This window comes from Lysinibacillus sp. FSL K6-0075 (assembly GCF_038592945.1).
In the GTDB taxonomy this organism is placed as follows: domain Bacteria; phylum Bacillota; class Bacilli; order Bacillales_A; family Planococcaceae; genus Lysinibacillus; species Lysinibacillus fusiformis_F.
Genome location: NZ_CP151947.1, coordinates 4,208,793 through 4,224,475 on the forward strand (window position 1 = coordinate 4,208,793; position 15,683 = coordinate 4,224,475).

Here is a 15,683-nt window from a genome sequence, read left to right on the forward strand (position 1 = left end):
ATATACTGTTGAAAGGTTGAGCCTTCACTAAACGGTTTTGAATGTTTAGTTGAGTTCTTTCATACAGGAAATAATCATTATCGTTACTTGAAAAGAATCTGCGAGATTTCCACGGCTTACCCGCAGAAAAGCAAGCAGATTCTTCACATTTCTTTGTTCAATTGAAAATGATGAAATTTACTATTGAATATCTACTGCATCTAAACGGTCAGAGCCAGTAGGATGCGCAATATAATTCGTCACTTTCACGTTAGCCGCTAAAATTGGTGTTGAGTGAGCAAGTGGAACCCATGGAGCATCCTCAGAAATAATTACTTGAGCTTGCTTATAAAGTTCATTACGCTTGTCCTCGTCAATTTCAGTTTGAGCTTTAACAAAAATTTCGTGTAATTTAGGATTATCATAGAATGTATAGTTATTAGAGCCAATATTATCGCCGTCTAATAACGTGTATAGGAAGTTATCCGCATCTCCATTGTCGCCTGTCCAGCCAAGTAGGAACGCATCTGCTTCACCATTTTGTGCTTTCTCTAAATACGTAGCCCATTCAAATGACACAATTTTAGATTTAATGCCCACATCTTCTAAATTCTTTTGAATCGCTTCTGCCACTTTTTGACCGTCTGGCATGTATGGACGTGGTACTGGCATTGCCCAAAGCTCAATTTCCTTACCATCATAGCCTGCTTCAGCAAGTAATGCTTTCGCCTTTTCAGGATCATACGTATAGCCTGTAACGTCATCGTTGTAACCAGAAATTACTGGTGGCATTGGGTTTTTCGCTGGCTCAGCTAGCCCCTCATAAAATGCATCCACTAATGCTTGTTTATCGATTGCATAGTTAACTGCTTGACGCACTTTTACATTATCAAAAGGAGGACGAGTAACTGTTAAACCAAGATAACCAACGTTCATAGATGGACGCTCGATTAACTGTAAATTAGCATCGCCTTCAATTGTTGCTTTATCAGATGGGCTTAAGCCATCAGCTACATCAATATTGCCTGCTAATAAATCATTTAAACGTGCAGAGTTTTCTGGAATAGAACGATAAATCACTTTATCTAATTTAGGATAGCCATCAATATAGTAATCTGGATTTTTTTCAATTGTGATTGAATCATTACGTACCCAGCTTACAAACTTGAATGGACCTGTTCCTACAGGATTTGCAGATAAACCTTCTTCATCTGCTTCAAATGCAGTTGGAGAAGCAATCGCGAATGGAGACATTGCTAAATTTTTCAGGAATGGTGCTTGTGGTTGGCTTAATTTAAAGACAACTGTGTAGTCACCCTCTGCAGTTACTGATTCAATTACTTGCTTGTCACCAACGACAAATTGCGAACTAAAATAAGGGTGTTTATCCGCACCTGATTTCCAACGTTCAATATTCTTAACAACAGCCTCAGCATTGAAATCTGTGCCGTCATGGAATTTCACACCTTCTTCTAGCTGGAAAGTATACGTTAAACCATCCTCTGATGCCTCCCATGATTTTGCTAAGCCTGGTTGAATCGTTACATCTCGTTCACCAAAGTTTACTAATGTTTCATAAATATTAGCTGTTACCGTGAAGGATTCACCGTCTGTAACAACAGCAGGGTCTAGTGCTACAGAATCTCCACCACGACCATACACTAAAATTTTTGGTTCTCCACTGCCAGCTGTATCGCCACCAGTTGAAGTATCTTTACTACCCGTATCCTTAGTATCTGAGCCGCCACAAGCCGCTAAGATTGTCGAGAGGATAAGGAGTAGCATTACACCTAAAGTCCAAAACTTCTTTTTCTTCATCGAATTTCCCCCTATGAGTTTTTATATCATTTAATGTTGGAGTGCCTCATAAAGATGGCAAGCAACATAATGACCCGGTTTCACTTCTTGCATTTTAGGTACTACCTGTGAGCACTGTTCCTTTTTAAATGGACATCTCGTATGGAACGTACAACCGCTTGGCGGGTTTGATGCACTTGGAATATCTCCTGTAATAATAATCTGTTCCCGTTCAAACGTAGGATCTGGAACAGGAACCGAAGATAAAAGTGCCTGTGTATATGGATGAAGCGGTTCAGCATATAAGTCCTCACTCGCTGTCAACTCTACTAATTTACCTAAATACATAACGCCAACACGATTACTGATATGGCGAACTACCCCTAAATCATGGGAAATAAAAATATAAGTCAGCTTTAAATCTTTTTGCAGCTTTTGCAATAAATTCAAAACCTGTGCCTGTATGGACACATCGAGCGCAGATACTGGCTCGTCCGCAATAATTAAGCGTGGATTGGTCATTAAGGCTCTAGCAATGCCGATACGCTGCCTTTGCCCTCCACTAAATTGGTGCGGATAACGCTTGATATGATATTCATTCAATCCAACAATCTCAAGTAGCTCCAACACTTTCTGTTTGCGCTCCTTGGCATTACCTATCCCATGAACAATAAGAGGCTCCTCTAATATTTTGCCGATGTTATGGCGTGGATTCAGCGAGGCATAGGGATCCTGAAAAATCATTTGAATATCTCTACGCGCCTTCCTCATTTCATTATTGGATAATTCTGAAATCATTTTACCTGCGAATTCTATCTTACCTCCAGTTGGCTCTAGTAAGCGCATTAACAAGCGACCCGTTGTCGATTTACCACAGCCTGATTCGCCAACAATCCCTAATGTTTCTCCTTCAAATACTTCAAATGAAACATCATCTACTGCCTTTACATCTCCCGTATGCGAATTAAGGACTCCCTTTCGAATCGGAAAATACTTTTTTAACCCCTCAACCTTTAATAGCGCTTTCGACACGTTGCTCCACCTCCTGCTTCTCTAGTAAAAAACATCTCGATTTATGATTCTCAGCTGCCTCAAATAAAGGTGGTGTTTCCTGTAAACAACGTTCCATCGCATACTCACAGCGTGCTGCAAAACGACAGCCAACCTGAATACTTCCTGGTTTCGGTACACTCCCAGGAATGGAGTATAGATTATCCTTTTTATAACGCATATCAGGTACTGATTGAATGAGTCCTTGCGTATAGGGATGTTTAGGATTAGTGAAAATTTCATGAATCGGTGCCTCTTCCACTATTTGTCCTGCATACATAACAATCACTCGCTCACAAGTTTCTGCGACAACACCCAGATCATGTGTAATTAACAACACAGCTGTATTCAAGCGTTTATTTAAGTCTTTCATAAGCTGTAAAATCTGGGCTTGTATCGTAACATCCAATGCAGTTGTAGGCTCGTCCGCAATTAATACCTGAGGATCACAGACAAGTGCCATAGCAATCATCACACGTTGACGCATACCACCAGACAGCTGATGTGGGTAATCCTTTAGCAATTCCTCAGCACGTGGTAGACCCACTAATTTCATAATTTCAACCGCTCTTGCAAACGCTTCCTTTTTCGACCATTTTGGATTATGGATTAATATCGCCTCTTTTAACTGGTCACCAATCGTAAACAGAGGGTTTAGCGAAGTCATTGGCTCCTGAAAAATCATTGCAATGTCTTTACCACGTATTTTTTGCATTTGTTTATCCGTACATTTAGCAATATTTCTGCCATCTAGCAAAATTTCTCCACCTGTTATTTTTCCTGGTGGTGATGGAATTAATCCCATGATGGACAGCGACGTAACACTTTTACCACTTCCCGATTCTCCTACAATCCCTAAAATTTCTCCTTCATTGACAGAAAAATCGATATCGTCTACAGCAGGAATTTGCCCATTATCTGTGAAAAAGGTCGTTTTCAAACCTTTTATTTCTAGTAGTTTTTTCCTCATGTGTAACGCCCCACCCTACCTATATTTTACTTAAATGTATAATAATATTAATAGAATACTATAACTTTCGTTAAATTCCTTATTTTCAGATAATTCTAACTAAAAATCCCGACTCTTTCAATCATTAATATTCTGCAAATTACATAGAATTTCTACAATAATCGTCTTCGATAATAATTAAATCTTATAAAGAGATAATTTCTTACATTTATCAAAAAAAAATAGCCTTCCATTTTCAAAAAAATGAAAGACTTTTTTAAAAAAAAATTTATAAATCGTGGAATTTACGTTAATTTTCAATCTAAATGCTGCACCTGGAATAAATTATAATATGTTCCTTGGCTGTCCATTAACTGCTCATGTGTTCCACTTTCGATTAATTGTCCATGATCGATGACAAAAATTTTATCAGCATGGGTAATTGTAGAAAGACGGTGCGCAATAATAATAGTCGTTCGTTCATGAGCAAGTTTGTCTAATGATTCTTGTATCAGTGCTTCACTTTCTAAGTCTAACGCAGAAGTAGCCTCATCAAGGATTAAAATCGGTGGATTTTTTAAAAACACACGTGCAATGGCAACCCTTTGTTTTTGTCCGCCGGATAGCTTTACTCCTCGTTCTCCAACCTTTGTGTCATAACCGTTAGGCAGACTCATAATAAAGTCATGGGCATTTGCCGCTTTCGCTGCTTGGATGACCTGTTCATCTGTTGCATCTGGTCTCCCCATTAAGATATTCTCTTTGACAGAATCACTAAAAAGTATATTATCTTGCAAGACAATACCAATTTGCGATCGTAACGAATGTAAAGTGACGTCTCGTACATCATATCCATCAATGGTCACTTTCCCACTTGTTGTATCGTAAAAGCGAGGAATTAAACTGATAATCGTGGACTTACCACCACCACTCATCCCTACAAAGGCAACAGTCTCCCCGGGATTAATCGTTAAATCAATTGCATTTAAAATAGGTGAACCAGTTTCTTCATATTGGAAGGCTACATTGTGAAAGCAAACCGCCCCATTTGCGCGTGGGAGTTCACGAGCGTAGTCCTTATCTTTCACTTCATAAGGCTCGTCTATTAAATCAAACATTCGATCCATTGAAGCGATAGACTGTGTTAAAGTGGTGGAAGAACTAACAAGACGACGAAGTGGACCATACAGACGTTCAATATAAGCTATAAAAGCAACCATTGTTCCAACTGAAAGTGACCCATTTATTACTTGATAGCCCGCATAGGCTATCACTAACAATGGTGCAACATCCGTGATTGTATTTACGACAGCAAATGATTTTGCATTCCACTTTGTTTGATCAAGTGCTTTTTCTAAAAACTCGCCGTTTGCTGAATCGAACAATTTTTGTTCATGCTTTTCTAAAGTAAAGCTTTTAATAATGCTCATACCAGCTACACGTTCGTGTAAATAACTTTGTACACCTGCAAGTGCTTGAGAACGTTTCCGTGTTAAATCCCTCAATTTGCTAAAAAAGTACTTCACACTGAATGCATAAAATGGAAATGCGATTAAAGCTACTAGTGTTAGCTTCACATCCATTGTTAGCATAATGGCAATTGCAATTACTATCGTCGCAAGATCCAACCACACATTCATTAAGCCCGTCATAACAAAGGTCTTCGTTTGCTCAACATCATTAATAACCCTTGAAATAACATCACCTGCACGTGTATTGGCATAGTATCTTAAGCTTAGGCGCTGTAAATGTGCATAAATCTCTTTTCGAATATCGAACAGCACCTTATTACTAACGTGTTGTGCATAATATTGTCGATAGTACTCAATAGGTGGACGGATAATAAAGAACACAATAATAGTTCCACCCAGCCAATAAAATAGCTCTTTTGTTTTTTCTACATCTGTTAAGTCATCTGCTGCAATAATGTCGTCCAATACAATCTTAATGAGCAGTGGAATAAATAGAGGAATAGCAAATTTTACTATACCAATGATAATCGTTAAAATAATTTCCCATGTATATGGTTTTACAAAGCGCATATATCGCTTTATGCTTCCCAATTTATCATCACATCCTTACAAAAAGAAACAGGCATTCGATGATGAATGCCCTAAGTATTATAGCAATATTTCGATTAGAATACAGTTATGATGACTTTATAGCGAACTATTTTACATTTGTCTTTACAGCTCTCTGATCCCCTCCAATAAAAAAACACCTATTAGTTAAACTAATAGGTCATGCTGTTGAAAAAAGATGATGTCAACGGCAGAAAAAGCAACTTTGCAAGGTGAGAGGTTGATTTCCGTTCCGCCAGCGTCCTTTCCAGGGGGCGTCCGATGAGCCGCTTCACTCACTTACGTTCGCTCCAGGGTCTCCTCTGTGACGCTCAATCCCCTAGGAGTGACGCTGGCTCCACTCCAATCAACCATGCTGCAAAGTGTCTTTACTTTTTTTCATAGTAGCATCGCGATCAAATCGCCCATTAACTGTATTCTTAGAGGGGATGAGCTCTTATTTTCAATGTGGAGAAGTGAAGCGTGACAAAACCTCTTCATAAAGAGTAGTGAACACCTTCCCTTTATTTGAACACCTTTGCTAAAAAGTCAGTGGGTTGGAGTGGAAGGCTACTTGACTCCCGTGGGATAGCGAGACAGGCGAAGCCCTGCACGGAGCGGTAGCGGAGGAAGCGATTCGGCGCTCGCCCACAGGAAAGCAAGTAGCCTGCAACGGAAATCCATTTCTACCTTTCAATTGACTGTTTTGTTTTTCAACACTAAAACACCTATTAGTTAAACTAATAGGTGTCATGTTGTTGAAAAAAGATCATGTCACTAGCAGAAAAAGATATTTTAGCAAGATGAAGGGGTGATTTCCGTTCCGCCAGCGTCCTTTCCAGGGGGCGTCCGATGAGCCGCTTCACTCACTAACGTTCGCTCCAGGGTCTCCTCTGTGACGCTAAATCCCCTAGGAGTGACGCTGGCTCCACTCCAATCAACCATTCTGCAAAGTGTCTTTACTTTTTTCATACTAGCATAGCAATCAAATAGCCCAATAACTGTATTCTTAGGGGGATAGGCCCTTTATTTTCAATGTGGAGAAGTGATGCGTGACATCATAAAGAGTAGTGAACACCTTCACTTTATTTGAAAACCTTTGTTAAAAAGTTAAATATTTATTGGTTGGAGTGGAGGGCTACTTGACTCCCGTGGGATAGCGAGACAGGCGAAACCCTGCACGGAGCGGTAGCGGAGGAAGCGATTCGGCGCTCGCCCACAGGAAAGCAAGTAGCCTGCAACGGAAATCTGTTTTCACCTTTCACAAAAATTCTATTGATGGTTTTGTTTTTCAACACTATGACACCTATTAGTTAAACTAATAGGTGTCATTAACGATCATCTGACTGCATATCAAGCTGGAACTTGTAACGATTTGTCCAGACATCGATGAAATCGGGTGCAAATGGTCCTCTTTTTTGTTGAATCCAGCTTATTAATTTATCGACATTGCGCTTTAAAATCTTATCTATGACATCAGGATAAGACATTTCCTTACGATGGAGCTCATATTCATCCTCGTCTAAAAGGGTATAAGACATGTCAGGAAAAACTTTAATATCTAAATCATAGTCGATATATTTAATGGCATTATTATCGAAAACAAATGGTGAGCTTAGATTGCAATAATAATACACACCGTCTTCACGTAGCATACAGATGATGTTAAACCAGTGTTCCGCATGGAAGTAGCAAATAGAGGGCTCTCTCGTTAGCCATGTACGACCATCGGATTCTGTCACAAGTGTCCGTTCATTCGCACCGATTACGATATTTTTCGTTCCTTTTAAAACCATCGTTTCTTGCCAAACACGGTGGATACGGCCATTGTGCTTATAACTATGTATTTGTATCGTTTCTCCTTCTACCGGTAATGCCATTTTGTTAGCCCACCTTTTCGTCTATGCTACCTAAATCTAGCAGTCTCTAGTATATTATAGCAATGTGTACGCGAAAGGTGTAGTTAGAAAACCACAAATTTCACTACGCTATTTTGAATTTGTATAAAATTTAGTCAATTATAAGCGAATTTTATTATAATGTCAGCTTTGATGGGATTTTTTAGTTAATTCCGCAAATATTCCACCTCTAGAGGATTTCCTTTACAGCTGATGATTTACTTAACTGAACAATTTGAAAGGGGCTGTCTTTTTCATCTTTTCGGATTTAAGACAGCCCCTTAGAGGTAAATGCAATTATGCAGTTACAAAGTGTTACTCACCTAAATCTTGGTTAGTTTTAGAGAAACGACCTGAAGCTGGAGCTTTCTTTTGCTCTGCTTTCGCATTTTGCTTTTGCACTTCATTTACGTCCGTCTCATAACCAAACTCTTCACTTTGACGTTGCATGTTTTTATTCGGTTGGAAATTTTGGTTGTTTTGTTTTTTCATCCTTCATTCACCTCCACGCTAGTTATTGTGTACGGAGGTGATGACTTTTATGCTCATGAATTGATTATTTTAAGAAGGTTTTATTTTCCTGCTGTTTGCTTTTTTACTTCTTCCCAAATTTTTAGCATCGGAACAGGCATCGGCAAAAGTTCTATTTGCTCACGACTTAGCCAATCACCCAGCTCAGCGGATTCGCATTTTATATAATAGCTATTTATATGCCAAGTTAAATGTGAAAAAACATGTTTAAATGTAAGCAGCTCCTGTTTGGCCTGTCCATTTTCTGTACATTCCTTTGTATAGTTTTCTGCTGAAATTTGGCTCGTTTCCATCATGGGAAATTGCCATAGATTAGCTAGCAGGCCTTCCTCAGGACGTTGTTGCATTAAAAATTGTCCATTGTCATTTTCATATACGAGTACATCATATGTGAGATGCTTCATTTTTATTTTTTTTGATTTGACAGGTAATTTTTCTGGTTCTCCCTCATTAAAAGCCGTGCAATACTCTCTGACTGGGCATAATAAACATTTTGGAGAGGTAGGTGTACAAATAAGTGCACCCAGCTCCATTAAGCCTTGATTAAACGATGAAGCATGATGAGGATCAATTAGTTCCTCAACCGCCACTTCAAAAATCTTCTTCGTTTTTGGAAGAGCTATATCATCATGTATATCAAGCACCCTACTGAGAACTCGCATAACATTACCGTCAACTGCATGTTCAGGCTTATTATAGGCAATACTTAATATAGCGCCTGCAGTATAGGGACCAACACCTTTTAATTTAGATATTTCATGGCGATTGTCAGGTACTATACCGCCGTAATTTTCTAAAACCTCACGAGCACCTGCTTGTAAATTGCGAGCACGGGAATAATAGCCAAGACCTTCCCAATGCTTTAATAAGTATTCTTGTGGTGCTTCCGCCAGCAAATCTAATGTTGGAAAACTTTCCATAAAACGATTGTAATAAGGAATAACTGTGTCGACACGTGTCTGTTGCAGCATCACTTCCGATACCCAAATCTTATAAGGGTCCGTTGTGTGTCTCCACGGCAAATCACGTTTCTCCGTGTTAAACCAGTCGACTAAAGATTGTCGAAATTCTGTTACATATGGGTAATTCACAGTGACCTCCGTTGTTTTTACGATTTAATTTATGATGAAAAGGGTATACAATGAAGAAAAGAATATTCGTGTATACTCGACAAAAACCGTCTCTTTCACACGAATGTCAGAATATTTCAATATACCTTTTATTATTTTTGAAATAAAGTTGTATGCACATTGTACTCGATTTTAATGCATACTAGGAGTGGATATTTTTGGATTCAGGTACACATTTCGTTATGGGTATAGCCCTTGGCGGTCTTGCATTAGCCGACCCTGTAGTAGCCGATCATTCAATGACTTTTACAGCAGTAATGGCAGGTACAATTATTGGCTCACAAGCTCCAGATGTCGACACTGTGTTAAAACTACGTAATAACGCCATCTATATTCGACATCACAGAGGAATTACACATTCACTACCAGCTGTAGCTATTTGGCCTATTTTAATTACAATTGTTTTATCACTTATTTTGCAAGACGTAAATGTGTTTCATTTATGGCTTTGGACATTTTTAGCTGTTGGTCTTCATGTCTTTGTTGATATTTTTAATGCGTATGGTACGCAAGCAATTCGACCATTCTCTAGAAAATGGGTTGCGTTAGGTGTCATTAATACCTTCGATCCCATTATCTTTTCATTACATTGTGTTGGTATTGTGTTATGGGCATTCGGTACAAATCCAGTATGGACATTTAGTATCATGTATATGGTTATCGTGATTTACTATATTTTACGATTTGCCGTTCAAAAAGCGGTAAAAAATGCAGTGCATCATACTATTCAAGATGAAGAATATGTCATTGTAGCGCCTACTATGCGCTTCTTCCACTGGCGTATCGCAGCCAAATCTAAAACACATTATTACGTTGGGCGTGCATATGGAAGGACTGTTAATATTTACGATAAATTCGAAATTAAGCCTTTACCTAAAACTGCGCTTATAGATGCCGCAATGAAAGATCCTAACTTAGCTGCATTTGTGTCCTTCTCTCCAATGTACCGATGGGAGATTTCAGAGCTTGAAAACGGCCTAATAGAAGTAAGGCTAATCGATTTGCGTTACCGTAGTGACAATCGCTATCCTTTCGTGGCTGTTGCACATTTAAATGATGATAATGACATCGTTACGTCTTACACAGGCTGGATCTTTACAGAAGATAAGCTCCAGAGAAAATTACAAATTGGCGCAAGTAATTAAGCAGTAAACCCTGACCAAGACTGGTCAGGGTTTTATTATTGTGCCATATCATCACTAGCATCTAGTAAATGTATATACTTCGGATTACGTCCTGCAAATGCGTGTAATTTATCACCGTAGCTAGCAATTAATTGACGAACGAGATTTTCTGTATACGCTGCTCCACGATAATCATACCCTGCTTTCGCGGCAGTTGATTCAAAGTCACTCCATAGCAATTCCACCCAAACCCGTGCCCGTCCAACAGACATCTGTGGATTCTTTGCTAATAACTCTGCTGTTAATTTTTCAATTTTCTCATCCATTTATTTGCCCACCTTTACAGGGGAAAGGATAGATACGGGTAATGCCTCTTGGTACTTGTCCCCGCCTAAACGGTGTCCCCAAGCAAAACGTCCCTTTAAATAATCTACTTGGAAAAACTCATTATCTGAACCATCAATACGATACATTTCTCCTGGAACAATCGTATCCAGATCCACCAAATAAGCCGCAGCCATTAAAGCTTTGCGCTCATAAACAGCAAACTCATTGATAATTCCTAGCTGTTCTGCCTTTCGAGCTTTCTCTTTTAGAAAAGCAATTTCCTCTCGCAGTTCATGCTCAGACATAGCTGCATAATTTTTTTCACTCATTCTTCATTCTCCTTCTCTTCTATAAAACAATCTATTACTTCTATAGGAAAACCCTTTTGATAGAGCGCCTGTTTAACCTTCATTTTTAGCTCATAACCAGTATACTTCGATACGTACTTTTTCCAAACTTTTTCGCCTTGAGTATCTAACAACTGCTGCCAGTTGTCATCATCCTGCGCTATCTCCACTTGGCTAAGCACCTCTTCCACGATCGGAAATGCATACCCTTTTCTTAAAAGAAAATCCTGGATTTTGGTCTTTATTTGGGTTGGCGTTTTCTTATTCTCTGAGCGAATAATTTTCTCCGCTAACTGCATTGCCAGTTTTAATTGTTCCTCAAAACTATATGTAGCAAGCACCTCATCCTGCAAGTTTTTCTCAATGCCCTTTTTAATCAGGTCTTGTCTAATGGCTCTTGGTCCTTTTTTCATCGTAGCTTTCTTAGTATTAAGTAATGCCTTCGAATAGTTTTCATCATTAATAAAGCCATAGGATTTTAACTTTTGGATCGCCTCTAACACCACAGCTTCTCCAAATTCTAATGCGAGTAGTTTTTTCTTTACCTCATGCTCACTTCGCATTTGATAAGAGAGAAAGTTTAATCCCTTATTAAATGCCTTACGTATCTCATCTTCATAGGCAATCTCCTGGATTTCGAATTCATCGAGCACCTTTCCCTTTGTTAAACCGAACTGAATGAGAATGGCTTCATCAACCGGAAAAGCATATTCTTCATTTAAATAGATATTATAGCGTTCAGGATTGTTTTTTTGACGTGCAATTTTCGTAATCATACGCATAGCAAACACCTCACTATTGTCATTATAGCATTTCTTTATGGGGGTTCTGACATTTAGCGCGGGTATTTTGCCTTCATTTGCGAGTATTCACTCCCCTTCCGCGAGTAGTTCTTATGCTCTGCAATGAATGCCTAAAGATGTTTACTTTCTTGTTACATGATAAACTTATTAGGAAGCGTTTTTATTCGATTAGAAAAGAGGTGCTTGTTATGAAAATCGTTATTGCAGGTGGCACTGGCTTTGTTGGAAAGGCACTTATAAAGCTATTGCAGAACAATGGACATGACCTTTTTGTCTTAACACGTCATGAGTCAAAGCTAGAAAATGGCGTTCACTATGTACAATGGCTGCAACAGCACGAGCAACCTTTGGCAATATTTGAAGATGTGGATGCCTTTGTGAATTTAGCAGGTGTTTCATTAAATAATGGTCGTTGGACAAAAAAACAAAAGAAAGCTATCTATTGGAGCCGAATGAATGCAACATTGGAATTAGTACGCATAATGGACATGCTCACGATAAAGCCAAAAGTACTTGTCAATGCTAGTGCAGTTGGTATATATCCTACTTCCACTCAAGCCATCTATAATGAAGATTTTACGGATTATGCAACTGATTTTTTGGGCACTACTGTTCATGATTGGGAACGACATGCGAAACGAGCAGAGGCGTTAGGTATACGTGTGGCTCTTGCACGCTTTGGTGTCATCTTAGGGAGAGATAGTGGTGCACTTCCACCCATGCTATTGCCCTATCAAATGCATGTAGGTGGAACGATTGGTTCTGGAGAGCAGTGGCTTTCATGGGTACATATTGAAGATGTAGCACGTGCGATTTATTTCGCTATTACAAATGAAGATGTTCACGGTCCATTTAATATAACAGCGCCGCACCCGATGAGAATGAAGGAATTTGGTCAAACGATTGCAGAAGTCATGGACAGACGTCATTGGCTACCTGTTCCTAGCTTTGCGATGCGTTGTGCTCTCGGCGAACAAAGCACACTTGTACTAGAAGGACAACATGTGCTGCCAACCCTTTTAGAACAACAACATTTTATATTTAAATACCCTTATTTAAAGCAGGCACTTGAAAATTTGTTAAAGGCTCAAGATTAGAAAAAATTAAGTTGGATAATTTTTTTAGTAATTACGCATTCTAATGAAAAAGAAAGGATGCGTTTTTTATGTGGAAACAACATATTGTAGGTGCGGTAATTGCTACTTTTATTATTGCCGCAGGAATTAGCTTTAATCCATATTTTGCTGCTGGTTCTGATGAACATCATTGGGGCTTTAAGCGAGCTAAAAACGGTGAACAAGCAGAGGCAGGGGCACAACTCGATCAGTTACTCGACAAATATGGTGCGATTTATAAAGGAAAGGCAGATAAAAAAATTGCCTATTTAACATTTGATAATGGCTATGAAAACGGCTTTACTGAAAGTATTTTGGATACATTGAAAAAAGAGAATGTACCTGCAACTTTCTTTTTAACAGGCCATTACTTAGACAGTGCCAGCGATTTAGTGAAACGCATGGTGAAGGATGGTCATATTATTGGGAATCACTCATATGGTCACCCTAATATGGCACGACTCTCACAGGATGGCATACGTGCCGAATGGAAAAAATTTGATGGCAAGTTACGTGAACTGACAGGCATCGATCGTACCACATATGCTCGTCCACCTGAAGGTATTTTTAATGCAAAAGTGCTAGAGGTGGGCAATGCTGAAGGCTATCGTCATATTTTCTGGTCTGTGGCCTTTAAGGATTGGATGAAGGATGAGCGTCGTGGTGCAGATTATGCTTATAATGCACTTATGGAACAATTGCATCCAGGTGCCGTTATTTTAATGCATACAGTGGCACAGGATAATGCAGAAGCTTTACCAATGTTTATTGCAGAAGCTAAAAAACAGGGTTATACCTTCTTATCGCTTGACGATTTAGTATTAGAATATGAAGATTTCCCTGTTGCTTTGCAATCGCCTGCTCCTTCGCTATAATGGGGAGATGACATTATAGAGCAGGGACGTGGAATGTTTGACACAGCAAACAACAATGACCGTGGGACAAAAATTCCCACTCACAATAAAAAGGCTAGGCATTAATGGTGAAGGTGTAGGATTTTATAAACGTAATGTGGTATTTGTAAAGGGAGCTATTCCTGGAGAAGAAATCACAGCTCAAATAACGAAAACACAGCGTAATTTTGCTGAAGCAGAGATTTTAGCCATTCGTAAAGCTTCAAAGCATCGTCAGGAAGCACCTTGTCCAGTGTACGATGACTGTGGCGGCTGCCAGCTTCAGCATATGACATATGACAAACAGCTAATAGAAAAGCGTGACATTGTTATGCAAGCATTAGAGCGTTATGCCAAACCTTTAGTTGAAACGATTGAAGTGCGAAAAACACTTGGTATGGATGACCCTTGGCATTACCGTAATAAAAGCCAATTCCAAGTGCGTAAAGAAGGCAAGCGTGTTTACGCAGGTTTATTTGCTGAAGGAAGCAATAAGCTATTAAACATTAATGATTGTCTTGTTCAGCACCCCATTACTTCTAAAATTACCGTAGCCACTCGGAAAATTTTACAAAAGCTAAATATCACTATTTACGATGGTCGTACGCTAGATGGTTTAGTGCGTACGATTGTTGTACGTACAGGGATTCGTACAGGTGAGACACAAGTCGTTCTTGTCACAACACGAAAAGAAATCCCTCATTTAGCTGAATTGATTACACGTATTAAAAAAATCGATCCAAGTATTGTATCCATTGCACAAAATATTAACCGTGAAAAAACATCATTAATCTTCGGTGATGAAACCATTGTACTTGACGGCAAAGAAACAATTCATGAAGAGCTTGGCGAATTGGCTTTTGATTTATCAGCACGCGCCTTCTTCCAACTAAATCCAACACAAACAGTTCATCTTTATGATGAAATTAAAAAGGCTGCTGCTTTAACAGGAAAAGAAACAGTAGTTGATGCATACTGTGGCGTTGGCACAATTGGACTATGGTTAGCAGATCAAGCGAAAGAAGTTCGTGGAATGGATGTCATTCCTGAAAGCATTCAGGATGCTCGTAAAAATGCTCGCAACCATGGCTTCAAGCATACGAAATATGCAGTTGGTACAGCGGAAAGTGTCCTAGCAAAATGGCGCAAGGAAGGATTTACTCCAGATGTGATTACGGTAGATCCACCACGCACAGGACTAGCACCTGAATTTATTCGAACAGTCCTTAAACTAAAACCTAAGCGTTTTGTTTATACCTCTTGTAATCCATCCACTTTGGCAAAGGACTTACAACAATTAGCGAAGCTGTATGATGTTGAGTATATTCAGCCAGTCGATATGTTCGCACAGACTGCGCAGGTTGAATGTGTTTGCTCCATGGTTCTTAAATCAGATTATCAGAAGAAATCATAAAATTATTGGCGACTATAAACAGATAACTAATTACAGTTATCTGTTTTTTGTGTGTTTAACAAATTTGGAAGTAAATCAAATAGATGGGTATTATTGAACTCTATCAACATCTGTTATATTATTAATATAACAAAATTAACAAAGATACATAATTTAATAACTATTAAGGAGGTTGCTTATGACAAAGTAAACAAGTATTAAAGAATTATTTATCTTTAGATTGGAATCATTGCAATAGATTCCTTATATCCTACTATACTATCCAA

The 15,683-nt window shown here is 38.9% G+C and carries 14 protein-coding genes; 4 read left to right on the plus strand and 10 right to left on the minus strand.

Going from position 1 to position 15,683, the window contains the following annotated elements; genetic code table 11:
• Positions 1-180: 180 nt before the first annotated feature.
• The 7 genes from MHB65_RS21060 to mutY form a co-directional block, all read right to left on the minus strand.
• Positions 181-1,797 carry an ABC transporter substrate-binding protein gene (locus tag MHB65_RS21060; RefSeq protein ID WP_342441610.1) on the minus strand — a complete coding sequence of 539 codons (1,617 nt, stop codon included), beginning with the start codon at positions 1,795-1,797 and terminating at the stop codon, positions 181-183.
• 30 nt (positions 1,798-1,827) lie between these two features.
• A complete protein-coding gene (locus tag MHB65_RS21065) occupies positions 1,828-2,808 on the minus strand; it encodes a dipeptide ABC transporter ATP-binding protein (RefSeq protein ID WP_205445605.1) in 981 nt (326 codons plus the stop codon).
• The gene (locus MHB65_RS21070) at positions 2,783-3,796 is read right to left on the minus strand and encodes an ABC transporter ATP-binding protein (protein WP_342441611.1); all 1,014 of its coding nucleotides are present in this window, start codon (positions 3,794-3,796) and stop codon (positions 2,783-2,785) included. Before MHB65_RS21070 ends, MHB65_RS21065 begins: the two co-directional genes overlap by 26 nt.
• A gap of 296 nt (positions 3,797-4,092) precedes the next feature.
• Positions 4,093-5,838, minus strand: a complete 1,746-nt coding sequence (locus MHB65_RS21075) for an ABC transporter ATP-binding protein (protein ID WP_342441612.1) — start codon at positions 5,836-5,838, stop codon at positions 4,093-4,095.
• A 1,328-nt stretch (positions 5,839-7,166) separates the two neighbouring features.
• The gene (locus MHB65_RS21080) at positions 7,167-7,715 is read right to left on the minus strand and encodes a DUF402 domain-containing protein (RefSeq protein ID WP_205445608.1); all 549 of its coding nucleotides are present in this window, start codon (positions 7,713-7,715) and stop codon (positions 7,167-7,169) included.
• 333 nt (positions 7,716-8,048) lie between these two features.
• Positions 8,049-8,225 carry a gamma-type small acid-soluble spore protein gene (locus tag MHB65_RS21085; protein ID WP_008173504.1) on the minus strand — a complete coding sequence of 59 codons (177 nt, stop codon included), beginning with the start codon at positions 8,223-8,225 and terminating at the stop codon, positions 8,049-8,051.
• Between the two features lie 80 nt (positions 8,226-8,305).
• Complete coding sequence (gene mutY, locus MHB65_RS21090; protein WP_342441613.1) at positions 8,306-9,355, minus strand: A/G-specific adenine glycosylase; 1,050 nt, start codon at positions 9,353-9,355, stop codon at positions 8,306-8,308.
• Between the two features lie 197 nt (positions 9,356-9,552).
• Between mutY and MHB65_RS21095 the strand changes: the two genes are divergently transcribed.
• Positions 9,553-10,539: a metal-dependent hydrolase gene (locus MHB65_RS21095; protein ID WP_205445612.1), complete on the plus strand. Its 987-nt coding sequence runs from the start codon at positions 9,553-9,555 to the stop codon at positions 10,537-10,539.
• Between the two features lie 35 nt (positions 10,540-10,574).
• Here MHB65_RS21095 and MHB65_RS21100 read toward each other — a convergent pair whose 3' ends face one another.
• The 3 genes from MHB65_RS21100 to recX are packed head-to-tail and all read right to left on the minus strand — an operon-like array spanning position 10,575 to position 11,974.
• Positions 10,575-10,844 (minus strand): YfhJ family protein, encoded by a 270-nt coding sequence (locus tag MHB65_RS21100; RefSeq protein WP_205445613.1) that lies wholly within the window; start codon positions 10,842-10,844, stop codon positions 10,575-10,577.
• Complete coding sequence (locus MHB65_RS21105; RefSeq protein WP_036076977.1) at positions 10,845-11,174, minus strand: YfhH family protein; 330 nt, start codon at positions 11,172-11,174, stop codon at positions 10,845-10,847. It abuts the gene before it with no gap.
• On the minus strand, positions 11,171-11,974 hold the full coding sequence (gene recX, locus MHB65_RS21110; protein WP_342441614.1) for a recombination regulator RecX: 804 nt from the start codon (positions 11,972-11,974) through the stop codon (positions 11,171-11,173). Before recX ends, MHB65_RS21105 begins: the two co-directional genes overlap by 4 nt.
• Positions 11,975-12,183: 209 nt before the next feature.
• Between recX and MHB65_RS21115 the strand changes: the two genes are divergently transcribed.
• The 3 genes from MHB65_RS21115 to rlmD all read left to right on the plus strand — a co-directional run bounded on the left by MHB65_RS21115 (position 12,184) and on the right by rlmD (position 15,417).
• The gene (locus MHB65_RS21115) at positions 12,184-13,092 is read left to right on the plus strand and encodes a TIGR01777 family oxidoreductase (protein WP_342441615.1); all 909 of its coding nucleotides are present in this window, start codon (positions 12,184-12,186) and stop codon (positions 13,090-13,092) included.
• A gap of 68 nt (positions 13,093-13,160) precedes the next feature.
• The gene (locus MHB65_RS21120; protein ID WP_342441616.1) at positions 13,161-13,985 is read left to right on the plus strand and encodes a polysaccharide deacetylase family protein; all 825 of its coding nucleotides are present in this window, start codon (positions 13,161-13,163) and stop codon (positions 13,983-13,985) included.
• Positions 13,986-14,022: 37 nt separating this feature from the next.
• Entirely contained in the window at positions 14,023-15,417 is a 1,395-nt protein-coding gene (rlmD, locus tag MHB65_RS21125; protein ID WP_205445623.1) for a 23S rRNA (uracil(1939)-C(5))-methyltransferase RlmD, read from the plus strand.
• Positions 15,418-15,683: the final 266 nt, after the last annotated feature.